The following is a 22040-nucleotide window of genomic DNA, read 5'->3' as shown; positions in this document are numbered from 1 at the left end:
TAGCGGTTCTTTGCTCACTGGGGGAATACGACATGCGCAAACTCTTACTTTCACTTGCGGTGGTTGGGCTTGCAGCCGTGCCGGCAGCAGCACAATCGATCGGCGGCAAGTACACCGTCGCCGGCACCAATTTCGACGGCTCGAAATATGGCGGCGAAGCAACCATCACGCTGACCAGCGAGACCACCTGCACCATCCACTGGGAAACCGGCGGCTCCTCCTCGGACGGCATCTGCATGCGCAACGACAATGCCTTCTCCGCGGGCTATGTCATGGGCGAAGAGATCGGCCTCGTCGTCTACAAGGTGGAGGATGACGGCTCGCTGCACGGCCTGTGGACGATTGCCGGCAAGAACGGCAGCGGCACCGAGGTGCTGACGCCGAAATGACGCTCCCGATCATCTGATCGGCCCTCTGACAGATTTTACAGGCCACGGGTGAAAATCCGTGGCCTATTTCTTTGACGTTGCTGTCTTGCCGCCGACTGCTACAGGCTTGAGCGGTTCACCGTTTCACCGAAACGTCGAACCGCTCCATTCTTTGTTTTCACGCAATTCCGGACGGAAAACCGTTTCACACTTTTCCTGGAATTGCTTTTGCAAAACCGGTAACGCCCTTGCCTCTTTCTCCAAATCTTCGCGGTGCGCTGTTCATGATGGTGGCCATGATCGGCTTCACCCTCAATGACGCCATCACCAAGTTCTCGTCGGAATCGATGAACATGGCGCAGGTCATGCTGGTGCGCGGCGCCTTTGCGTCGGTGCTCGTGGGCCTGCTCGCCTGGCAGCAAGGCGCGCTCGCACGCCCGGGCTCGATGCTGCAGCCGCTGGTGGCGTTGCGCGTCGTCGGCGAGGCCGGCGCTACCGTCGCCTTCCTTGTCGCGTTGGCGCATTTGCCGATCGCCAATGTGTCGGCGGTGCTGCAGGCACTGCCGCTGGCGGTGACGATGGGCGCGGCCCTTGTGTTTGGCGAAGGCGTCGGCTGGCGGCGCTGGCTGGCGATCGCCGTCGGTTTCGGCGGCGTGCTGATCATCGTGCGACCGGGCTTCGAAGGGTTCAGTGTCTATTCGCTATGGGCACTCGTCAGTGTCGCCTGTTGCGCGGTGCGCGATCTCGCCACCAAACGCATACCGCAGGCCATCCCGACCTTGCTGGTGTCGACGGCAACCGCGATCGCCATGACCATTGTCGGCGCAGTGTTGCTTTCGCCGATGGGCGGCTGGACGCCGATGTCGGGCAAGGGAACCGCGCTGCTGGCGCTGGCGGCGGTGCTGGTGCTGATCGGCTACCAGTTCATCATCATGGCGATGCGGGCCGGCGACATCTCCTTCGTCGCGCCTTTCCGCTACACCGCATTGTTGTGGTCGATCCTGCTTGGCCTCAGCATTTTCGGCGACATCCCAGACCTGCCGATGATCGTCGGCTCCGCCATCATTATCGGGTCCGGTCTTTACGCGCTCTATCGCGAGCGGGTCGTCGGCCGGCAGAAGCCGGCGGCCGAAAGCGCTGGACCCGACATGGCGCCGGACGGCATATAGGGTCATGAGCCGAGACATTGCAGGGATCATCCTGGCCGGAGGCCTGTCACGGCGCATGGGCGGCGGCGACAAGACCTTGCTCGCCCTTGGCGGGCGTCCGCTGCTCGGCCATGTCGTTGCCCGTTTGGCGCCACAGGTCGGATCGCTGGCGCTGAGCGCCAATGGCGATCCGGCACGCTTTGCCGCAATCGGGCTTTCGGTTCTCGCCGATACGGTCGAAGGCCATGCCGGACCGCTGGCCGGGATCCTCACCGGCCTCGAATGGGCGGCGGCAAACACCGCGTGCAAATCCTTGGTGACGGCCGCCGGCGACACGCCGTTCCTGCCGGCCGATCTGGTCGCAATGCTGGCCTCCGCCGCAGCCGGTCGGCCGGGTTCGGTTGCGGTTGCGAGCTCCAGCGGCAGGAGGCATCCGACCTTCGCGCTGTGGCCGATCGAGATGCGTCAGGCCTTGCGCCATTTTCTGGTCGACGAGGACAACAGGCGCGTCTCGGCCTTCGTCGAGCACCATGATTTTGTCGAGGTGGAGTTTCCCTTGTCCACTCTTGGCGGCAGTGAGATCGACCCGTTCTTCAACATCAACACACCAGACGACCTTGCGGTGGCCGAACGTCTGTTGCAGAGCATCGGGCCATGAACATCTTCGGCATCACCGGCTGGAAGAATTCCGGCAAGACCACACTGACCGAGAAGCTGGTCACCGAGCTCGTCCGGCGCGGCTGGACGGTGTCGACGGTCAAACACGCCCATCATGAGTTCGACATCGACAAGCCGGGAGCCGACTCCTTCCGCCACCGCCAGGCGGGGGCCACGGAAGTCGCGGTGGTGTCGGGCGTGCGCTGGGCGCTGATGCACGAATTGCGCGGCGAGGACGAGCCGACGCTGGAGGCGATCCTGTCGCGGCTGGCACCGTGCGACATCGTGCTGGTCGAAGGCTACAAGCGCGAGGCGCATAGCAAGATCGAGACTCGGCGGCTGGAGGCCAAGGACCGCTCGCCACTCTCGGCAAATGACGCGCATATCGTGGCGATTGCCGCCGACTTTGCGGTCACGGGCGAAAGCCTGCCGGTGTTCGATCTCGACGACACCGGATCGATAGCCGACTTCATCGAGCGTGCCACCGGCCTCAAACCCTGAGGCCCCTGCCCGAGCCCGGTTCAGCCGCCCTCTTCAGCTGTTTCATTGTCTGACCCGGCGTCAGCATTGGCTGGACCTGCAAATCCCGCAAGCAACGGTTTTACAGTTGCTTTTCTCCCGAAAACAGTGGGAGTATCGCGCCAGCGGGCGGTCAAAAGCACCGCCCCACAGAGCCGTTTCGGAACGACGGCCGGGAGCCATAAAGAGAGGACTATCATGCGTATTGCACTGCGTATCGCGCTCGCCGCATCGGCTGCGCTGCTGACGCTCGGCGTCGCCCAGGCTCAGGAAACCCTGAGGATCGGCACCGAAGGCGCCTACCCACCCTTCAACAATTTGACCTCCGATGGCCAGCTCGTAGGCTTCGACATCGACATCGCCAAGGCGCTCTGCGACGAGATGAAGGTCAAGTGCACCTTCGTCGCCCAGGATTGGGACGGCATCATTCCGGCGCTGCAGGCCGGCAAGTTTGACGCTATCGTCGCCTCGATGTCGATCACGCCCGAGCGTCTGGAAAAGGTCGATTTCACGCACAAATACTACAACACGCCATCGGCGATCGCCGTTCCGAAGGACTCGACCCTCAAGGGCGTGACCAAGGAAGATTTGGCCGGCAAGACCATCGGCGTGGCAACGACGACGACGCATTTCAATTATGCCTCGAAGACCTATACGGACAGCACGATCAAGGGTTATCCGAGCAGCCCCGAAGAGCAGGCCGATCTCGCCAATGGCCGTCTCGACGCGATCGAGGACGATATCGTCGTGTTGCAGCAGTTCCTGGATTCGCCTGATGGCGCCTGCTGCAAAATTCTCGGCCAGCCCTCGCCGCAGCCGGTCGAGATCTTTGGACCGGGCGCCGGCATCGCCGTGCGCAAGGGCGAGACGGATCTGGTCAACAAGTTGAACGCCGCCATCGACGCCATCCGCGCCAATGGAAAGTACAAGGAAATCAACGACAAATACTTCAAGTTCGACGTCTTCGGCGCTGAGTCCTGATCACCTGAAACAAGGCGGCAGGGGAGATTTCTCCTGCCGCCTTGCCCTGACAGAAGTGGAGACAAGACCCGTCAATGCCAAGCCAGAACATATGGATACTTCTGAGTTGGGGACCCGATGGCTGGATTGACGATATTGCCTATGGCGCACTGGTCACCATCGCGCTTGCGCTGGCGACACTGCCCATCGGTCTGACGATCGGCTTTTTCGTCGCCTGGGCCAAACAATCCGAAGAGCCGTCGCTGCGGCTTGCCGCCAACATCTACACCACCGTCTTCCGCGGCTTGCCGGAACTGGTGACGCTGTTCCTGTTTTTCTTCGGCGTACCAATCCTGTTGCAGCACCTCGTGCGATATTTCCGACCAGATGCGACCATCGACGTCAACAGCTTCGTCGCCGGCATGATCGTGCTGTCGCTGATCTTTTCATCCTATGCCAGCGAGGTGTTTCTTTCAGCCTTTCGAGCCATACCGAAAGGTCAGTACGAGGGCGGCTATGCCATCGGCCTGTCGAACTGGCTGACCATGCGCAAGGTGATCTTGCCGCAACTCCTTCGCATCGCGTTTCCCGGGCTTGAGAACTGCTGGCTTAGCCTGCTCAAGGATACGTCGCTGGTATCGGTCGTCGGCCTCGCCGAGACGCTGCGCAATGCTTACACTGCTGCCCGCGTTACCAAGCACGCTTTCCTGTTTTATGGCGTTGCGGCCATGGTCTTCCTTGGTCTGGCTGTCGTTTCATCCTTTGCTACCAGCGCGATCCTGCGCTCGCTCGGCCGGCGAGAGGCGCAACGATGAGCGTCACCGCCACCCTTGTAGAACGACCGCCACCACGGGCGCGCGGCTGGCCGCGCAGCCGTGTCATCGGCTATGCGATGGTCGGCTTCTGGATCCTGTTTGGCCTCGGCATCGTCAGCTATCTGATCTTTGCCTGGAACGCCGACTTCTTCGCCAAATATGCCCTGGCCTATCTGAAGGGCCTGCAAACCACGCTGTTACTGGTTTGCATATCGATGGTGCTCGGAGCGATCCTGTCGGTGCCGGTCGCTTATGGGCGCATGTCCAGCAACCGGCTCCTGTCCGGCCTCGCCTATTGCTATGTCTATTTCTTCCGCGGCACGCCGCTGCTGGTCCAGACCTATCTGGTCTACTACGGATTGGGATCGTTCAGGACTGAGCTTCAAACGGTTGGTCTCTGGGATTTTTTCAAAGACGCTTTCAATTGCGGTGTGTTTGCCTTCGCACTCAACACCGCCGCCTATCAGGCCGAGATCCTGCGCGGCGCCATCGAAAGCGTGCCAAGAGGCCAGTGGGAGGGTGCTGCCTCGCTTGGGCTGCACAAGTTGCAGACGCTGCGAAAGATCATTCTGCCGCAGGCGTTGATCGTCGCCTTGCGTCCCTATGGCAATGAGTTGATCCTGATGGTCAAGGCTTCGGCCATCGTCGCCATCATCACCGTTTACGATTTGATGGGTCAGGCCAAGCTTGCCTTTGCCAATTCGTTCGACATCCAGGCCTATATCTGGGTCGCTCTTGTCTATCTGGTGATGGTCGAGATCTTGCGCCATGGCGTTGAATGGATCGAACGCCGGATCACCATACATCTGAAGCGTTGACTGGTTCCATGTGCCTGTGCCAGTCGATCTGCCCACGCGCGTCTTGACGAATTGAGTGCAGGGCCTAGAGAGCTTTGCCAACAATTCCGTTTCCATCTGAAGGGCAAACCTATGGCATCTGTGGCATTTCTCGGTCTTGGCGTGATGGGCTATCCCATGGCCGGGCACCTCAGGAACAAAGGCGGCCACGAGGTCACCGTCTACAACCGCACCGGGGCGAAAGCCGAGCAATGGGTGGCCCAGCATGGCGGCAAGCTTGCCCTGACGCCGGCCGAGGCATCCGAGGGCCAGGATTTCGTCTTTTCCTGCGTCGGCAATGACGAAGATCTGCGCTCGGTGACGACCGGAGCCAACGGCGCCTTCGCCGCGATGAAGAAAGGTTCGATCTTCATCGACAACACCACCGCTTCGGCCGAGGTCGCGCGCGAACTGGCCGAAGCTGCTGAAAAGGCCGGCTTTTCCTTCCTCGACGCGCCGGTCTCCGGCGGCCAGGCGGGCGCCGAAAACGGTGTGTTGACGGTGATGGTCGGCGGTGACCAGACTGCCTTCGACAAGGCCAAACCGGTCATCGATGCCTTTGCCCGCATGGTAGGGCTGATGGGGCCATCGGGCGCCGGTCAGCTCACCAAGATGATCAACCAGATCACTATTGCCGGGTTGGTGCAGGGACTGGCCGAAGGCATCCATTTCGGCAAGAAGGCCGGGCTCGACATTGAGAAGGTCATCGAGGTGATCTCCAAGGGTGCTGCCGGGTCCTGGCAGATGGAGAACCGCCACAAGACGATGAATGCCGGCAAATATGATTTCGGCTTTGCCGTCGACTGGATGCGCAAGGACCTCGGCATCTGTCTTGATGAAGCCGACCGCAATGGCGCGAAACTGCCGGTGACGGCGCTTGTCGACCAGTTCTACAAGGATGTGCAGGCGATGGGCGGCAAGCGCTGGGACACGTCTTCGCTGCTGGCGCGCCTGGAGAAATAGGCTGGGATGGTCGAGCTATCGCCCCAATCCAGCGCCGACGACATCGTCGCGCATTTGCGGTCGATCGGCTCGGAAGAAAATCGCTGCGGCATGCTGCGCTACGGCATCAAGATCGAGCGGGCGCTCGGCATTTCGCATGGCATGCAGCGGCAGATCGCCAGGAAGATCAAGCGCAACCACGAACGAGCTTTCGAGCTTTGGCAGACCGGCATCATGGAGGCGCAGTTCATCGCCTCCGTCACGGCCGACCCGAAGCGCTTTTCCGCAGCGGATGCAAGGCAATGGGCGGCATCCTTCGATTCCTGGGACATTGTCGACGGCGTCTCCGATCTGTTCGTCGACACGGACGCCTGGAAGGAACTGATCGAAGAGTTCGCGGCGGATGAGCGGGAGTTCGTCCGACGCACGGCCTTTGCCATGATGGCCTGGTCCGTCGTGCACCGGAAGCAAGAGCCGGCAGCGACCTTCCTCGGCTTCCTGCTGATCATTGAAGCGCATGCCACCGACAGCCGCAATTTCGTGAGGAAGGCGGTAAACTGGGCGCTTCGTTCGATCGGCAAGGGATCGGTGGAGATGCACGGTGCTGCCCTTGTCGTGGCCGAACGCCTGGCGCAGTCGACGGACAAGACGGCGCGCTGGATCGGCAAGGACGCAGTTCGGGAACTGACCAATGCCAAGACGCTCGAGAGGATCGCCGCCAGAAAAGCCTGATCTCGCCAAACTGTGTTTTGCCGAGGTAACGCAGCAAACGCGTTCCGATTTCGAGAGCCTCTTCGAAACCCAGGGCGGTTCAAAACATTGCTGGTGCCTGGCGTGTGCCGGGTGCTACTGGCGCAGGTCTTGAACCTTAAGTTCCCTCCACATCCACTCGAAACTGTAAGTGGCTATGGGATGAGTGGGGTCGGAATGCCGCGCGGTCTGGTTTTCCATATATTTCAGCCAATCGGCGACCTTTTGGCGGCCGGTTGAGGTCTTGGCCGCCTGACGCGGCGTCTTGTTCCCAAGCATCCCGATCGGTTGATCGAGGGCTTCCCTGTAGTGTCGGTCCAGATACTCGCGAATGGCTTGCTCAGCGAGGTCCGCTGGCATCTCGGGTGGCAGCGTCGTGCTTTTCGTTGTCGGCTGTTCGGCGATGATCTGCTGCATGGTGCGGATTTCCGTTAGAGGTGTCCGGACCAGATCGCCAACGGCTTGTCGGATCAGGACCGTGCCTTTTTCCGCTCGCGTGGCGGAATTGGTGGATAGGCACAGGAAGCCGCCTTTCAATTCGACATTGCCCAAGACGCGCAAGCCGTTGTCCATCACTGTGTCCAGGGAAAGCGTGCCCATCTCTTTGGAGCGGTTCTCGCGCTGCGGCATGTCTTCAACCCAATTCCAGAACTTCGCGTTCTCCTGCGACATGGCCGGAATACTGTTCAACCGGGCGACGATGTCCACCTGCGATACGCCCGATGCCAGAGGGAAGCGAACATCATGGAACATGAATTGATCGCCTTCAGCATTTTGCAGGATCTGCATGTCCAACGCCTTGCCGAGGGCGTCGAACAGCCAGGCGAGCGTGAACATGGACGCCACCGCGCGCAGGTCTTCATCCTTGATGGTAGGCAGCTTCCTTGATTTCTTTTTGCTGAATACGCCCGATAAGCCCCCGAGCAAGATTTCAGTGGCTTCCCGGTTGAAGGGGAGAAGACCGCCGGCAAGAACATTCTTGCCTTGGACCGACACGATCCGCGCCGCAATCTTGTCCCACTGCTTCAACATCTTGGTGGCGGTGCCCTCATTGACGCTAATCGGTTCGCCTCCGCGCAACAGATCGCGCGCCACAAGAGATTGTCCCGGCACGACATCACTTATCTCATACAGGCTGATGACGGAGGTACGCAGTGCCGCCATATAGGCCCTCGATCGCGGGTTTTCCTTCCAGCCTCGGCGCTTGAGATACTCGTCGACGATGTTGCTGGGTTCGCCCTCGAAATCCTGGGTCAGGAAATCCTCGAAGGCGCACCCCCAGAGGTTCATTGCATAGTCGGCGCCGAGGATTTCTGCCAGGTCCTCGAATTCCATGTCCTCGTCATTGAGGATCGGGCCGAAATGATCGTTGAACACCTGCTCGAAACATTCGCGCCATTTGTCACGATCGACGAATTTCATCAGCCCGCTGAGATCATTGCTGGCTGGCATGGGATTTCTCCAAGCTGTGGCGACATTCGGCTAAGATGTGGCTGTTCATAAAGCAACTCATGGCCGGGTTATTTTGCGATGCTGAGGCGATCGGGCAAGGCGCTTTCGGCGATTTCCTTATATTTCTTCGGATCGAACAACGATGCCGCTCGACGCGCTTTTAGATCGCGGCATGCTCCGGGTTGCATTCTGCGATGCAACCTGATCATTTTTGGCGGCTGCGTCAGCGACGCAGCATGCGTCCGAGATCACGATGGATTATTCAATCCCTGCAACCGACCGCAAACAATGGAAGTGCCATGGCCAACCGTCTCAAAGCGATTGCGCTGCTCGCAGCCATCCTCGCGCCAACTGCATCCGGCGCCAACGCTTTGGCACAGACCGCGCACATCTTCTGGAAGGATCTGCGGCCGGCGACGCAGGCGGTTGCCGAAGATGCCGGCCTGCCGATGATCGCGGCAAAACTGCCCGATCATGGCGAGACGCTGTCGCTCAATCTACAGGACAAAACGATACAATTAGCCGGCTATGCATTGCCGGTCGACCGCGATGGCGATCTCGTCTACCAGTTCCTGCTGGTGCCGTGGACAGGCGCCTGCAGCCATATGCCGACGCCGCCGCCGAACCAGATCGTGCTGGTCACGCCGGCCCGTCCCTACAAGATGTCGAAGGCCTATGAGTCGGTTGCCGTGACCGGCGCTTTGCAGCCCGGCATGGAGAGGAGCCAGCTGTTCATTCTCGACGGCGTCTCGATCATCCAGTCCGGCTACACCGTGCGCAAAGCCGAGGTGGTGGCTGTCGACAACGTGCCGGATACGATCACGCTGCCGGTCAACTCGCCCTGGACTTTTCTCAACAAAAAGAAGAACTAGCGGGTTTAGCCTTAAGCCGCGTTGGCCCCGGATTCCTTGTCCAGCACCATGTAGTCGAGCGGCATTTCGGTCGTGTACTTGATCTGCTCCATGGCGAAGGACGACGACACGTCGCGGATCTCGATCTTGGCAATCAGCCGCTTGTAGAAGGCATCATAGGCGGCAATGTCGGGCACAACCACGCGCAGGAGATAATCGACGTCGCCGCTCATGCGGTAGAATTCGACCACTTCGGGAAATTCCTGGATGACTTCGGAAAAGCGCCGCAGCCATTCATGGCTGTGCGAATTGGTGCGGATCGACACGAAGACGGTGACGCGCACATTGACCTTTTCGTGATCGAGAATGGCGACGCGCCGCTTGATGACGCCCTCTTCCTCGAGCTTCTGGATGCGGCGCCAGCAGGGTGTCGTCGACAGGCCTACCTTCTTGGCAACATCGGCAACCGCGAGCGTCGCGTCCTCCTGCAGGAGGCGGAGAATTTTTCTGTCGAGGCGATCCATTGAGATGCTCCCTGGTGCAGGCCGCGTTCCCTCGGGCGCGGCGCGCTTTGGGAATAGATTGGCTATACTCCCTCTTATTTTGGCCTTTCACAAGAAAGAAATTCTGCCGAATGGCACAAAAGCGAGTGATATCTTGCTTAAAGCTTAAGCAATGCGATAGCGGATTTCCGATCTCAGGAAGGGCAGCAAATCCATTTCAAACCATGGATTCTGCTTCAGCCAGCCGGAGTTGCGCCAGGATGGATGCGGCAGCGGCAGCACTTTCGGGCTGGCCAGCGTATTCCAGATGGTGCGCCAGTCCTTCACGGTTTCGGTCAGCGAAGGCCGCCTTGCTTCACCCATATGCCAGGACTGCGCGTAGGAGCCGATGGTCAGAACCAGATCGATCTGCGGCATCAACGCCATCAGCGGCGCGCGCCAGGCCGGCGCGCATTCGCGGCGTGGCGGCAGGTCGCTGCCCTTGGCGTCCTGGCCGGGAAAACAGAACCCCATCGGCACGATGGCGAATTTCTCGGTGTCGTAGAATTCCTCCGCGCTGACACCCAGCCAGCTTCGCAAGCGGTCGCCGGATGCGTCGGTGAACGGCATGCCGGACAGGTGAACCTTGGTGCCCGGCGCCTGGCCGGCGAGCAGGATGCGGGCGCTGGATGACGGCAGCAGCACCGGGCGCGGCTCATGCGGCAGCGGCCGTCCCACAGGATTGTCGACGCAGATGCGGCAGGCGCGGATCTTTACCGTCAGGCGTTCGAGGTCCGCCTCCATCTCAGGCGGAAGCGCTCGGCCGGCTGGTGACGGCGCTGTACCAGCGCAGCACGTTGGAGCACTCGTCCGGTACCTTGATGCGCGCCGGTTTCATGAAGTCGATGGCGATCATCCCGGTGATATCGGCGATCGAATAACTATCGCCGGCGGCGAATTCCCGGTTTGCCAGTTCGGTGTCGAGCAGGTTCAGGAATTCGACCGCTTTCGTCTTGTTGGCTTCGCCCCATTCGGGGATTTGCGGAATTTCCCATTCCTTCATTGCCGGATGGATGTGGCGAAAGGCCTGAGCGACACAACTGAGCAGATTGAACTCCATGCGCCTTTGCCACATCTCGACCTTGGCCTTGCCAAGCGCGCCTTGCCCGAACAGCGCCGGCTCTGGCTGCAATTCCTCGAAATAGCGGCAGATGGCGACGGATTCGGTGAGGATGGTGCCGTCGTCGAGCTCAAGCACCGGCAGCCGCTGCAGCGGGTTGCGTGAGCTGACCGGCTCCTGTTTGTGCCCCATGGCACCCATGTCGACCGGCACCAGTGGCACTTCGATGCCTTTTTCGGCGAGGAAGACCCGGACACGCCGCGGATTGGGGGCGCGGCCACCGTCGAACAGTTTCATCTCAATCCTCCCGATCTTTGCCCGCAACCACAGGCTTGCAACTATAGGACACGGCCTGCCTCTCACCGGAAGCGAAAGATTTCGCGCAAGGCGTCACCGAACGAAGCCAGTGTGCCGTGCCGTCTTTCGACCGGGCCTTCGTGGTGGCTTTCGCGCCAGTCCTGCGGCTGGTCGAACGTGCCGGCCCAGATGCCGGCCCTGCCGGCGCGGGCAACGGCCTGCTCGGTTTCGTAGTCGCCATAGGCGATGGCCCAGCCGGCCTCGACCTGGGCGCGGTTCAAATCCTTGCCGCCGGCCTTGCAGTCCCCGAGCAGGCGGCCGTAACGGTCGCGCTGCCAGCCGCTGCAGGTAACCGGATTGCCGGATATCAGCCGCACCAGCGCCTGCCGCGCCAGCCTGCCGCAGGCATAGTCGGCGCCGTCCTTGCGGCAGATCTGCTGGTATTCCGGAGCATCGATGCCGCGCATACGGATGCGTTCAGTGCCAAGGGTCAGCGAATCGCCGTCATTGACGATCGCGGCGCCCTCCGCCTTGCGCGTCTCGAAGCGGTCGAGCCGCGCGGCGAGCAGGATCAGCAGGCCGAGCACGAGAACGGTCAGCGCGTAATCAAGCAGTCTGCGCCACAGGCTTCGCGGCTGCGGCGGATAGTATCGCCGGCCCGGCCTTGGCGACCACGAGCGGCTCATATGGCAAACAGTCTCTTAATCATTCGAACGTAGCTTAACGAATTGAGATCGCTGCGCGCATAAATTGAAGTTTCCATGCCTCTGCTACGCTCGAACACAGCGGATAAATTCATTGTGGACCGCAGGAAACCGCACCGCAACAGCGATGTGGCGCGCGCGGTGCGCAGAACGCGCGACCGTCTTTCGCAACAGGTCGGCAATCTCGACTTCGACCGCGAGCTCCTGAGGCTGCATGCCCGCGCCATGGTTAGGGGTGCGACCGTCATTCCGCTTTTGGTGCTGGCGATCGCGGCGACCGGGATTCTGGCGGGCATGGACAAGCAGATCAGCATCTGGGCGCTGTTCACGCTCATCTGCTATTCGATCGTTGCCTTCATGGCGCGGCGCGTCGAACGCACCGAAGCGGCCGAACTCGACCCTATTTTGACACGCCGGGATTTTCTGATCGGCCATTCGCTGTGCGGCCTCGGCTGGGCCTGGTTCGCCTGGCTCGGCTGCGCCTCCTGCCAGACCGATTATTTCCCGGTGATCAAGGCGATGGTGCTGCTGCTGGCGATGGCAGCGACCGCCATTACGGCGTCGTCCTTGCGCAGCGCGCTGCTCGCCACCTTCGTCATTCCGGTGGCGGTCTATGCCTATGCCGAATCAAAACTGTGGGTGTCGGTCGAGACGATGATGGTCGCACTGCTGGTCGCGGCTCTGCCGTTCTTCGCCTATTTCGCGCGTCATCTCAACCACTCGTCGCTGATGCTTCTATCGTTCCGCTCCGAGAAGGATGCGTTGCTCGCCGAAGTAGAGACAGCAAAATCGATGTCGGACGAGGCCCGTCGGCGGGCCGAAGATGCCAACCTGGCGAAGTCGCGCTTTCTCGCCTCGATGAGCCATGAGCTGAGAACACCGCTCAACGCCATTCTCGGTTTTTCCGAGGTGATGGCCAATGAGGTGCTGGGGCCGATGAGCAACCCAACCTACCGCGACTATGCCCGCGACGTGCACGATTCCGGCCAGCACCTGCTCGACCTGATCAACGAAATTCTCGACCTGTCGCGCATCGAGGCCGGCCGCTACCAGCTCAACGAGGAGCCGGTGATGCTGCTCCACATCGCTGAAGATTGCTGCCACATGATGGAGTTGAAGGCGCGCAACAAGGACATCCGCATCGTCCAGGACTTCGAAATCGCCTTGCCGCGCCTGTTCGCCGACGAACGCGCGGTGCGGCAGATCACCCTCAACCTTCTGTCAAATGCCATCAAGTTCACCGCCACCGGCGGCGAAGTCCGCGTGCGCGTCGGCTGGACGGCGGGCGGCGGCCAATACATCTCAGTCAAGGACAATGGGCCGGGCATACCGGAAGACGAAATCCCGATCGTGCTGTCGGCCTTCGGCCAGGGCTCGATCGCCATCAAGAGCGCCGAACAGGGCACCGGGCTCGGGCTGCCGATCGTGCAGGGCCTGCTCGCCATGCACGGCGGCGAATTCGAACTTCTTTCCAAATTGCGCGAAGGGACCGAGGCGATCGCCATCTTCCCGCTGAGCCGGGTGATGGAGGAATTGCCAGCGCTGCCGACCAAGGCGGTAGCGGCGCGGCGGCGCTAGCGGATGTTTGTTAGAGCATGATCTTTTCCGAAAACCGGCCTCCACTTTTCGGGATCATGCTCTCTATGCTTTGACCGCAGCCGCCATGCCCGAACTGGTAAGCGCGGCGGCCTTGACCAGGCCGGCGGCAAGGGCTGCCCCTACCCCCTCGCCGTGGCTGACACCGAGATCGAGCAGCGGAATGAGGCCGAGCCGCTCGGCAGCAAGCCTTTGGCCGGGCTCCGGCGACAGGCTGGCCAACAGACAATGGTCGAGCGTCGCGGGATTGGCGGCGTGCAGCACCGCCCCCGCGGCGGTCGCGGCAAAGCCATCGAGCAGCACCGGAATCTTCTGCATCCGGGCAGCGATGATGGCGCCGGCGATGGCAGCGAATTCGCGGCCACCGACCCGGCGCAGTGCCTCCAGCGGATCTCTCAGAGCAGTGCCGTGGAAAGCAAGGGCTGCATCGACCACTCCCGCCTTGCGCGCCTGCATGGCCACATCGGCGCCCGATCCCGGGCCGACCCACTCCGCGCCGCTACCGCCGAACAGGGCCGCGCACAAGGCTGCCGCGACAGTGGAATTGCCGACGCCGAGATCGCCGAGGCAGATCAGATCGGCGCCGCCGGCAATCGCTTCCATGCCGAAGGCCATGGTGGCGGCGCAGCCGCGCTCGTCGAGGGCTGCGTCCTCGGTGATATCGGCGGTCGCAATGTGCAGCGCCAGGTCGAACACCTTGAGGCCAAGGTCGTTGGCGATGCAAACCTGATTGATCGCGGCACCACCGGCAGCGCAAAACTCGACGGCACTGGCGGTCGCAGCGACGGCGCGCGGCGAAATGCCGTGACGGGTGATGCCGTGGTTGCCGGCGAAAATCGCCACCAGGGGCCGGTTCACCGCCGGCGGCGCACGGCCGCTCCAGGCGGCAAGCCAGGCCGCGATGTCCTCGATGCGGCCGAGCGAACCCTTCGGCTTGTCGGCCCTCGCAAACAGCGTGCGCACGCGGGCCTCGGCCGCCTCGTCAGCCGGCGGCAGGTTCGCCAGCAGATCGCGGAAATCGTCGAAAGGCAGTGTGCTGGTCATGACGTCGGTGCTCATCTCCAAGATTGCCAAGCGGCATAGCCGCCTTGCCCGGCCGGCACAACCATCAAGCCGCAACCACAACCATCAAGCCGCAACACTGGGCCGTTCCGCAAAAGCGGCTGCCGGTGGCGAAATCCGGAGGGCTTGCATTGGCTTTGCCGTTGCACCATGTGGAAGCGAGACAAGGGATTCCGCAAAGGGATCTCACGAGAACATCATGACGGGCATCGAATCCCCCTGCATCCTGGTCTGTTCGATCGACATGAAAACCGGCTTCTGTTTCGGGTGTGGTCGCACGCGCGATGAAATTGGCGCCTGGATGGGCATGACGCCGGAAAACCGCCGCAGCGTCATGGCCGAATTGCCGGCCCGGCTGGAGACGGTCGAGCGCCGGCCGCGCCGGGAAACACGCCGTAGCCGCATGGCGCGCGAGCGCGACGTCCTCTCGTGAAACGGCAGGTCCAATGAACCGACTGTTCTGGATCGTGATGGCGGCAATCGGCGTCGGGCTGGTGCTGCTGATGATCAACAACGACGCCGGCAGCACGTTCGGCATCGAGAACTACGATTTCAGCCGGCTGGTCTGGCTGGGCGCGATCGGCTTGCTGGTCAGCGCCGGCCTGATCCGATCCGGCAGGCCGCTCGGCGCGATGGCCCGCAATCTCGGCACCTGGGCCGCGATCGTGCTGGCGCTCGTCGCCGGCTACCAGTATCGCTACGAGTTGCAGGATTTCGCAAGCCGGGTGACGGCAGGCCTCATTCCCGGCAGCCCGCTGGCGCTCGGCGTCGAGGATGGCCACGCCACGGTGACCCTGGACAAGGCCGACAGCGGCCATTTCGAGGCCCGCATCACGATCAACGGCGCGCCGATCCGCGCTGTGGTCGATACCGGCGCGACCAGCACGGTGCTGACGGCCGAAGACGCGCAAGCGGCCGGCTTCAATCCGGCTGCATTGAGCTTCACCGTCCCGGTCTCGACCGCCAACGGCATGGCGCGCGCAGCGTCGGTGCGCACCGACGAACTGGCGATCGGTGGCATCGTGCGCAAGAACATGCAGGTCATGGTCGCCGCACCGGGCGCGCTCAGCCAGAGCCTGCTCGGCATGAATTTTATTGGCTCGCTGTCGGGTTTCGACGTGCGCGGCGACCGGATGATTTTGCGCGACTGAACCGCCTAGGCGGCCTGTTCGGTGCGGTCGAAATCGACGGCAGCGAACGCCACCTTCAACACATCCGGCCCCGCGCCGGGCTTCGTCGCATCGGTCGACAGGATCTGCCGGAAGCGGCGCGCGCCGGGCAGACCGTGGAACAGGCCGACCATGTGGCGGGTGACATGGCCGAGCCGCCCACCCTGCTCGATATGGCGCGCGGCGTAATCCGCCATCGTGTCGATCAGCGCGGCAAAATCGAATGCGCCGGGTTCAGCCCCGTAAAACGCAGCATCGACACCGGCCAGAATGCCAGGCGTGTGGTAGGCGGCGCGGCCAAGCATGGCGCCATCGACATGGTCGAGGTGGCGAGCAGCCTCCTCGAGCGATTGAATGCCGCCATTGATGCCGATGAATTTGTTCGGTTTTCCGGCCTTCAGGCGATAGACCCTATCATAGTCGAGCGGCGGGATATCGCGATTTTCCTTCGGGCTCAATCCTTCCAGCCAGGCCTTGCGCGCATGCACCCAGAGCGCGTCGGCGCCGGCCGCGAAGACGCCGTCGGCCAGCGCATCGAGCGCGGGCTCAGGATCCTGCTCGTCGACGCCGATACGGCATTTGACCGTCACCGGGATCTTCACCGCCACCTTCATCGCCGCCACGCTATCGGCGACGAGATGCGGCACTTTCATCAGGCATGCGCCGAACGCGCCCGACTGGACGCGGTCCGACGGGCAGCCGACATTGAGATTGATCTCGTCATAGCCGAAGGCCTCGCCGATGCGCGCCGCCTCGGCCAGCTTTTGCGGATCGGAGCCGCCGAGTTGGAGTGCTACCGGATGTTCGGTGGCGTCGAAGCCAAGCAGGCGTTCGCGTGCACCATGGATAACGGCATCCGCCACCACCATCTCGGTGTAGAGCAGCGCGCGACGCGTCAGCTGGCGATGGAAGAACCGGCAATGCCGGTCCGTCCAGTCCATCATGGGGGCAATGGCCACAACTAGAAGCCCGGAATTCCGGCCTCTTGCGTACATCTCTGCGGGTTTCATGCGCATCATATGTTGTAGCTCATTGCAGGCGATTGTTGCGTTTTGCAGCGTTTTGTTGTAGCAGATACAACATTGTTGTAGGCGACAGGGGCGATGTTGTAGCGATGGGCACGATAGTTACCAGAACGCGCACCGACGGGAAACCGTCCTACCTATGTCAGATCGTCAGGAAAAGCGACGGCCGGACAATCCGAGAAAACCGAACCTTCCGCGATCACAAGGCGGCGAAGGCGTGGCTGCGGCAACGAGAGGCCGAGCTTGATAACCCGAAGACGTTCAAGGCTGCGACGCAAGAGGTCAAGACGCTCGGCGACGCGATAGGCCGATACCTCGAAGAATATGGCGGCGAGATTGGCAAGACCAAGGCCGCCTGCCTGGCGGCAATCCAACGACACTCTATCGCCGGCATGTCGTGCGCGGACATTGGCAGCGACGATATCGTTTCCTTTGCCAGGACCATTCATACGGTCACCGGCTTGGCAAATCCCGGCCCGTCGACGATCAACAACTACCTCTCCCACATGGGTAGCGTGTTCGCCATCGCCAAGAAGGCTTGGGCATACCCGCTCGACCCTGAGGCAATGTCAGACGCTATGTTTGTCCTGCGGAAGCAGAGAGCAATAGCCAAATCGGACAAGCGGGAAAGGCGCCCTACCCTCGATGAGCTTGACCGGCTGCTGACGTTTTTTCAGGAGCGCGCAGAACGTGCGCCGCATTCCGCGCCAATGGTCGAGATTGTGTTGTTCGCTACATTCTCGACGCGCCGCATGGAAGAGATCACCCGCATCCGGTGGGCCGATTTCGAGGCGACGACGGCCAATCATGCCGGCCGCGTGATGGTCCGTGACATGAAGAACCCCGGCGCGAAGCGTGGCAACGACGTTTGGTGCGAGTTGCCGCCGGAGGCTGAAGCCATCGTGTTGCGGATGAAACCGACGACTGGCGGCGGCGAATACATTTTCCCCTATACTACCGATGCCATTGGCGCGGCCTTCACCCGCGCGTGCAAGCTGCTTGATATCGAAGGGCTACATTTCCACGATCTACGCCACGAAGGCGTTTCCCGGCTCTTTGAGGCCGGCTGGAACATCCCGCACGTCGCATTGGTGTCTGGTCATCGCTCTTGGGCTTCACTGCAGCGCTATGCGCAGCTACGGCAACGAGACGACAAGTTTGCCGGCTGGAAGTGGAGGCCGATGTGATGGCCAACAAGATCCAGAGCCCCAAGGGCATGATTTCCGTGGCTAAGGAGAAGGCTTCCATCGAGCTCGAATCTATCGGCAAGGGCAGCAAGGTGATGCAGTCGCCAGGACCGAAACCGATCGTAGACGATCTATTGCGCAACATGGCCGAGATGGGACAGGAGGCTATCAGTATCGCCGGCAAAGATCCGGCCGACTGGTTCAAGATCAAGCGGAATTCCACCGAAGCGGACGCAGCCTATTTCGGCGCAAGGCTCCTTGGCGAGGTCTTGCGCCTCAATCGGGGCATCACGGACGTTGACGGCAAGGTGTTGGAATTGGTCCGGCAGGCGCTCGTCGTTGGCGTACACTATCATTCGCTTGAAGTCGTGCTGCACGAGTCCACGGTGTTGAACGAAGCAAAGTTCCGGGAAGCGGCGAAGCAAGCCCATACCGCGACACACGGCACGGAAGCCAAAAAGCGCTCGCGTTGGCGGCGGATCTATGACGACTGGCAGGCCGAGAAAGCCAAGGGAACAAAAAAGGCTGCAATGGTAGTTGCCAACCGTCATGGTGTCGCGGAGCGCCAAGTCTATCGCGCCAAAAAATACCTTTCAGAAATCGGCTGACAGTCCCGCCACTGTCACTGAGAGCCATCGCTAAATCTCCTTGCAACGCGTCGCAATTGTGCGGCGCGGGTAGCAAGGGAAACACTTTATGCCCCTCCTTAAATCTGAAGTGGTCGCCGCGAAGATCGACAAGTCGATCTCATGGTTGAACCACGCGCGCCAGACAGGCACCGGCCCGCGCTATTTGAAAATCGGCCATCAGGTCCGCTATCGCCAGGAAGACGTAGACGCCTGGCTTGAGCAGCAGGCACGCACCCGCATCTGGGAATTTGGTGGGGAGGCCGCATAAATGCAGCGCGACCTCGAACCCGACATGAACATCCAGATGGCCGCCGAGTTCCTGGCCGGTCCATATGAACGGCAGGGCGGTCGCGCGGCAGTGCCCGAACTCCGATCCCGTTTCGGGCTGTCTGCCGCTGACGCCATCGAGGCGATCAGGATTGCCCAGGCCATTCGACTGGCGAGGGCTGGCTGATGGCAAATCCTGAAATCGAAACCGCCGCCCCGATTGCAGTCGGGAACGGCGGAAAGGAAGAAACATCACACCGCAAATTTAACCGTTCGGGCACAACTCCGCAAGCCCGATGGAAGGAAGCTAACCCTCAGAAAGTCTGGGCGCACCAGTGCCTGCGGAGCGCTCTCAAACGTGGCCTTGTCATCCAGGAGCCCTGCGAGGAATGCGGCGCCCTCGACGCCGAGGCGCACCATCCTGACTATGACCGGCCTATGGATGTTCGCTGGCTTTGCCGCCTGCACCATCGCCATGAACATGGCCGTCTCCGCCGCCGGCAGAATGGCGGTGGCTGATGGCGGAGAAGACCGGGCGCGCTCGTAGGGGCAAGCGTACAACGATCGGCGGCCAGTTCTCCTGGCGGCTGATCGAGATGGAGGAGTCGCCGGCGTATCGGACGCTTTCATTGTCGGGTCACCGGGTCCTGTCCCGATTGGAAATTGAAGTCGGCCGGCATGGCGGCAACGACAACGGCAAGCTGCCGACGACCTTCGACCAGTTCGAGGAATACGGAATCCACCGGCATGCCATTGCACCAGCAATCCGCGAAGTCGTCGCGCTCGGCTTTGTCGAGATCACGCAGGAAGGCCGGGCCGGAAATGCAGAATGGCGCCGCCCGAATTTCTTCAGGCTCACCTATCGACCGACAGATTTGACAGAGCCGACCGACGACTGGCGGAAAGTCGAGACCAGGGAGGCGGCGGAAGCAATCGCCGACGCCGCCCGAAAGGCTTCTGAAAAACAAAAGTCCAGTGGCGGAAAACGCCAGATTTCCGTGCGGAAACCGCACCACAAACAGGAAATCCTTAGTGCGGAAACCACCACTACAGGCCTTAGTGCGGAAACCACCACTACATCTATATCTCGGGGGCACAACGGTAATGCTCTGCCCGGTGCGCGTCGGCCCATCAAACAGGCCAGCGCATCCGGGCAGCTAGACGACGACGCCAAGCCCATCGGAGAAATCAGCATTGCACTTGCTCGTTCTCTGGACCGGCGCGGCTGGTCGAAAAAAACGGCGGCCGCGAAATGAGCGGCGCCAGCACAAATCGGGTGGGACAAACTGTCCAAGCCGAACTCGACCCGATCGCCAAGGCCATTGCAGTCTTGCGAGCGGACCCTGATCCAGACTGCCAGTCCGTCGGCGCCGAGATGGCGAGGCTGTATTCGTCCAATGCCAGCCGGTTCGGTGCGCGTGGCGGCACCTCGCTCGCCTATGCCACGGCACTGTCTGACCGCAACCGGCTTCTACGCGCCTTGTGGCGGACGCACGACAGATGGCGTGGCCTCAAAGTTGGATCTGCTGCCAGGGCGATGCTGCTCGCGTTCCAGCGGTACCAATCCACGCGCTGGCCGCACGACGCCCGGTCGCTGTCAGCACCACCACAGGAACCAGCGGCGACGTTCTGGCGGCTGCTCCGGGCAGAGCATTCCCTGCCCACTTCCCACAAGCAGATGAAGCGCATCCTTCAGGAAAACGACCACTGAAGAAAAGTGGACATGCACGTTTTGAATGTCCACTCGCCCGGCTGATATTCGGCAAGACAGGAACCGAAACAGGAGTGCAGCACTTGCCAAATCTTGAAGACCAGCGCCGCCAGTTGAACGCATCGTTCGATGCCGTGGAGGCCAAGCTCGACAAGCTGGACGCGCACCAGGACCCGCCCGGCTTCATGCAGGGATATGACCAGGCGTGGGCATCGGCGGCGGAAATCGCCACCATCGGCGCAATTGCCAACGCCCCGTCCGAACAGGTTTTGGACCTTGTGCAGGCAAAGGCGACCGCGCCGGAAGCGATGGCCGCCCTCCGCGACCGGAGGCATTGATGCACAAGCTCGACATGAACCGCCTTGCAGTGCTTGACCGGATCAGAGGCCGCAATCTCGGCGCCGCGCGTGATGGCACCGAAAGCCAGAACGAAGCGAACCGGGCGCGCATTGAAGCGCAGGCCGAGCTCACAAGGCTTCAGGAGCATGCAGCGAGGCGGCCGGGCTTGGACTTCACCGACCAGATCGACGCCGCCAAGGTCGCCCTCCAGGCCGCAGAGCAGCGATTGGCCGAGGCAAAGGCCACGAACGAAATCGCGCACGAACGCTTCAACGCCGCCGGCAATCTGGCCAAGGCTTGCCGCGATTGGGCGACAGAGAAGAGGTTGGTCAAGTGATGTCGATCGCATCGAAAATCAAAACTGCTCTGACCGCCAGCCGCAAGGCTACCAACGAACTGGCCGGCGGCTTGACCACGGTGCGTGATCGTATCGCGAACCTGAGACAGGAGCGGCAAGCTATAGAGGATGCCGACTGCTCGCTCGACCAGGCACTCGAACGCCTTGAACAGCATCGCCGATTTCTGAGGCAGCCGCTGGACACCTACTATGTCAGCGTCGCCGCATTCCTGGCGCCGCCCGGCAGGCAAACGGGATCACCCGGCTTGAACACCGACAACAAGGCGAGCCTTGCGCTCGCTCTCGGCGCTGACATCTGGGCCAAGGAGATGGAGGCCAAGCTAAGGCAGGCTCACGCCATCCGCCCTGGCTATACCGACGAAGAGCGCAAGGCCAAGCTTGAAGCCCTCGACGCCGAAATGCTCGAACTCGAACTGGTAGAGGAAAGCCTCATCCGCAATGCCGAGGTGGCGGGCTTCGATGTTCAGCGCCGGCATGACGCCAATCCCGCAGCCGTCCTCGCACATGAGAGCGTGCTGCCCGCATGATCCAAGGCATGTTGGATACCCTTCAATGCTATTGGACCGGACGGCGGAAGCTGCCCGGTCTCATCTCTGTTTCAAGAAAGGCGCGGCCATGTCTGGGTTTCTTCATGGCTTTGCGTCGCGAGCAGGCTGGCGTCCGGGTCGGCCTGCTCGCACCGGGCACGACGGCGGGTCCCATTGGGCGGCTGACTAACAAGGGGTGGGCGACAGCGTGTAACGCCTCCAGCCATAGCTTCGAAAGTTTCATTTCCGTTTCCGGTTCGAGGGCAAAC

At 61.6% G+C, this 22040-nt stretch carries 29 protein-coding genes; 22 read left to right on the top strand and 7 right to left on the bottom strand.

The window, feature by feature from the left end; translation table 11 throughout:
- The first annotated feature begins 32 nt into the window (after nt 1-32).
- The 9 genes from AC04SG_RS03440 (at nt 33) to AC04SG_RS03400 (ending at nt 6977) form a co-directional block, all read left to right on the top strand.
- A complete protein-coding gene (locus AC04SG_RS03440; protein ID WP_488549943.1) occupies nt 33-389 on the top strand; it encodes a hypothetical protein in 357 nt (118 codons plus the stop codon).
- Nucleotides 390-664: 275 nt separating this feature from the next.
- Nucleotides 665-1537, top strand: a complete 873-nt coding sequence (locus AC04SG_RS03435; RefSeq protein WP_488549942.1) for a DMT family transporter — start codon at nt 665-667, stop codon at nt 1535-1537.
- A gap of 4 nt (nt 1538-1541) precedes the next feature.
- Nucleotides 1542-2174 (top strand): molybdenum cofactor guanylyltransferase MobA, encoded by a 633-nt coding sequence (mobA, locus tag AC04SG_RS03430; RefSeq protein ID WP_488549941.1) that lies wholly within the window; start codon nt 1542-1544, stop codon nt 2172-2174.
- Complete coding sequence (gene mobB / locus AC04SG_RS03425; protein ID WP_488549940.1) at nt 2171-2674, top strand: molybdopterin-guanine dinucleotide biosynthesis protein B; 504 nt, start codon at nt 2171-2173, stop codon at nt 2672-2674. The genes mobA and mobB overlap by 4 nt, the downstream gene beginning before the upstream one ends.
- Before the next feature lie 216 nt (nt 2675-2890).
- Nucleotides 2891-3673 (top strand): ABC transporter substrate-binding protein, encoded by a 783-nt coding sequence (locus AC04SG_RS03420; RefSeq protein ID WP_477349060.1) that lies wholly within the window; start codon nt 2891-2893, stop codon nt 3671-3673.
- A gap of 74 nt (nt 3674-3747) precedes the next feature.
- Entirely contained in the window at nt 3748-4467 is a 720-nt protein-coding gene (locus AC04SG_RS03415; protein WP_112561692.1) for an ABC transporter permease, read from the top strand.
- Nucleotides 4464-5285, top strand: a complete 822-nt coding sequence (locus AC04SG_RS03410; RefSeq protein ID WP_488549939.1) for an ABC transporter permease — start codon at nt 4464-4466, stop codon at nt 5283-5285. The genes AC04SG_RS03415 and AC04SG_RS03410 overlap by 4 nt, the downstream gene beginning before the upstream one ends.
- Nucleotides 5286-5396: 111 nt before the next feature.
- Nucleotides 5397-6266: an NAD(P)-dependent oxidoreductase gene (locus AC04SG_RS03405; RefSeq protein ID WP_488549938.1), complete on the top strand. Its 870-nt coding sequence runs from the start codon at nt 5397-5399 to the stop codon at nt 6264-6266.
- Nucleotides 6267-6272: 6 nt separating this feature from the next.
- Complete coding sequence (locus tag AC04SG_RS03400; RefSeq protein ID WP_488549937.1) at nt 6273-6977, top strand: DNA alkylation repair protein; 705 nt, start codon at nt 6273-6275, stop codon at nt 6975-6977.
- Nucleotides 6978-7091: 114 nt separating this feature from the next.
- On the opposite strand, the gene AC04SG_RS03395 is transcribed toward AC04SG_RS03400, so the two are convergent.
- Nucleotides 7092-8447 (bottom strand): DUF7986 domain-containing protein, encoded by a 1356-nt coding sequence (locus tag AC04SG_RS03395; RefSeq protein WP_488549936.1) that lies wholly within the window; start codon nt 8445-8447, stop codon nt 7092-7094.
- A gap of 299 nt (nt 8448-8746) precedes the next feature.
- On the opposite strand from AC04SG_RS03395, the gene AC04SG_RS03390 reads away from it, so the two are divergent.
- Nucleotides 8747-9319 carry a DUF3299 domain-containing protein gene (locus AC04SG_RS03390; RefSeq protein ID WP_488549935.1) on the top strand — a complete coding sequence of 191 codons (573 nt, stop codon included), beginning with the start codon at nt 8747-8749 and terminating at the stop codon, nt 9317-9319.
- Nucleotides 9320-9330: 11 nt separating this feature from the next.
- Here the strand turns inward: AC04SG_RS03390 and AC04SG_RS03385 are convergent, their stop codons facing one another.
- From AC04SG_RS03385 to AC04SG_RS03370, 4 genes are all read right to left on the bottom strand, one after another.
- Entirely contained in the window at nt 9331-9822 is a 492-nt protein-coding gene (locus AC04SG_RS03385; protein WP_006333679.1) for an Lrp/AsnC family transcriptional regulator, read from the bottom strand.
- A 144-nt stretch (nt 9823-9966) separates the two neighbouring features.
- Nucleotides 9967-10584 carry a uracil-DNA glycosylase family protein gene (locus tag AC04SG_RS03380; RefSeq protein ID WP_488549934.1) on the bottom strand — a complete coding sequence of 206 codons (618 nt, stop codon included), beginning with the start codon at nt 10582-10584 and terminating at the stop codon, nt 9967-9969.
- Between the two features lies 1 nt (nt 10585).
- Nucleotides 10586-11197 (bottom strand): glutathione S-transferase, encoded by a 612-nt coding sequence (locus AC04SG_RS03375; RefSeq protein ID WP_192254014.1) that lies wholly within the window; start codon nt 11195-11197, stop codon nt 10586-10588.
- 62 nt (nt 11198-11259) lie between these two features.
- On the bottom strand, nt 11260-11883 hold the full coding sequence (locus tag AC04SG_RS03370) for a thermonuclease family protein (protein WP_488549933.1): 624 nt from the start codon (nt 11881-11883) through the stop codon (nt 11260-11262).
- 75 nt (nt 11884-11958) lie between these two features.
- Here AC04SG_RS03370 and AC04SG_RS03365 point away from each other — a divergent pair, with 75 nt between their 5' ends.
- Nucleotides 11959-13479, top strand: coding sequence for a sensor histidine kinase (locus AC04SG_RS03365; RefSeq protein ID WP_488549932.1), 1521 nt, complete (start codon nt 11959-11961; stop codon nt 13477-13479).
- 63 nt (nt 13480-13542) lie between these two features.
- On the opposite strand, the gene AC04SG_RS03360 is transcribed toward AC04SG_RS03365, so the two are convergent.
- Nucleotides 13543-14541, bottom strand: coding sequence for a nicotinate-nucleotide--dimethylbenzimidazole phosphoribosyltransferase (locus AC04SG_RS03360; protein ID WP_488550052.1), 999 nt, complete (start codon nt 14539-14541; stop codon nt 13543-13545).
- Nucleotides 14542-14758: 217 nt separating this feature from the next.
- Here AC04SG_RS03360 and AC04SG_RS03355 point away from each other — a divergent pair, with 217 nt between their 5' ends.
- Both AC04SG_RS03355 and AC04SG_RS03350 read left to right on the top strand, forming a co-directional pair.
- Complete coding sequence (locus AC04SG_RS03355; protein WP_488549931.1) at nt 14759-14992, top strand: DUF1289 domain-containing protein; 234 nt, start codon at nt 14759-14761, stop codon at nt 14990-14992.
- Nucleotides 14993-15005: 13 nt separating this feature from the next.
- The gene (locus AC04SG_RS03350; RefSeq protein ID WP_488549930.1) at nt 15006-15710 is read left to right on the top strand and encodes a TIGR02281 family clan AA aspartic protease; all 705 of its coding nucleotides are present in this window, start codon (nt 15006-15008) and stop codon (nt 15708-15710) included.
- 5 nt (nt 15711-15715) lie between these two features.
- On the opposite strand, the gene dusA is transcribed toward AC04SG_RS03350, so the two are convergent.
- Complete coding sequence (dusA, locus tag AC04SG_RS03345) at nt 15716-16723, bottom strand: tRNA dihydrouridine(20/20a) synthase DusA (protein ID WP_488549929.1); 1008 nt, start codon at nt 16721-16723, stop codon at nt 15716-15718.
- Between the two features lie 119 nt (nt 16724-16842).
- Here dusA and AC04SG_RS03340 point away from each other — a divergent pair, with 119 nt between their 5' ends.
- From AC04SG_RS03340 to AC04SG_RS03300, 9 genes are all read left to right on the top strand, one after another.
- Nucleotides 16843-17940 (top strand): tyrosine-type recombinase/integrase, encoded by a 1098-nt coding sequence (locus tag AC04SG_RS03340; RefSeq protein WP_488549928.1) that lies wholly within the window; start codon nt 16843-16845, stop codon nt 17938-17940.
- Nucleotides 17940-18548 (top strand): hypothetical protein, encoded by a 609-nt coding sequence (locus tag AC04SG_RS03335; protein WP_488549927.1) that lies wholly within the window; start codon nt 17940-17942, stop codon nt 18546-18548. The genes AC04SG_RS03340 and AC04SG_RS03335 overlap by 1 nt, the downstream gene beginning before the upstream one ends.
- Before the next feature lie 88 nt (nt 18549-18636).
- The gene (locus AC04SG_RS03330; protein ID WP_488549926.1) at nt 18637-18837 is read left to right on the top strand and encodes a helix-turn-helix transcriptional regulator; all 201 of its coding nucleotides are present in this window, start codon (nt 18637-18639) and stop codon (nt 18835-18837) included.
- Nucleotides 18838-19023, top strand: coding sequence for a hypothetical protein (locus tag AC04SG_RS03325; protein ID WP_488549925.1), 186 nt, complete (start codon nt 18838-18840; stop codon nt 19021-19023).
- A 331-nt stretch (nt 19024-19354) separates the two neighbouring features.
- On the top strand, nt 19355-20092 hold the full coding sequence (locus tag AC04SG_RS03320) for a hypothetical protein (protein WP_488549924.1): 738 nt from the start codon (nt 19355-19357) through the stop codon (nt 20090-20092).
- Entirely contained in the window at nt 20089-20547 is a 459-nt protein-coding gene (locus tag AC04SG_RS03315; RefSeq protein ID WP_488549923.1) for a hypothetical protein, read from the top strand. The genes AC04SG_RS03320 and AC04SG_RS03315 overlap by 4 nt, the downstream gene beginning before the upstream one ends.
- A gap of 83 nt (nt 20548-20630) precedes the next feature.
- Nucleotides 20631-20885: a hypothetical protein gene (locus AC04SG_RS03310; protein ID WP_488549922.1), complete on the top strand. Its 255-nt coding sequence runs from the start codon at nt 20631-20633 to the stop codon at nt 20883-20885.
- Entirely contained in the window at nt 20885-21223 is a 339-nt protein-coding gene (locus tag AC04SG_RS03305; RefSeq protein ID WP_488549921.1) for a hypothetical protein, read from the top strand. Before AC04SG_RS03310 ends, AC04SG_RS03305 begins: the two co-directional genes overlap by 1 nt.
- A complete protein-coding gene (locus tag AC04SG_RS03300; protein ID WP_488549920.1) occupies nt 21223-21771 on the top strand; it encodes a hypothetical protein in 549 nt (182 codons plus the stop codon). Before AC04SG_RS03305 ends, AC04SG_RS03300 begins: the two co-directional genes overlap by 1 nt.
- Nucleotides 21772-22040 lie beyond the last annotated feature (269 nt).

The organism is Mesorhizobium sp. CNPSo 4684, from assembly GCF_057784315.1.
This window is presented reverse-complemented; position numbering and strand designations above follow the sequence as displayed.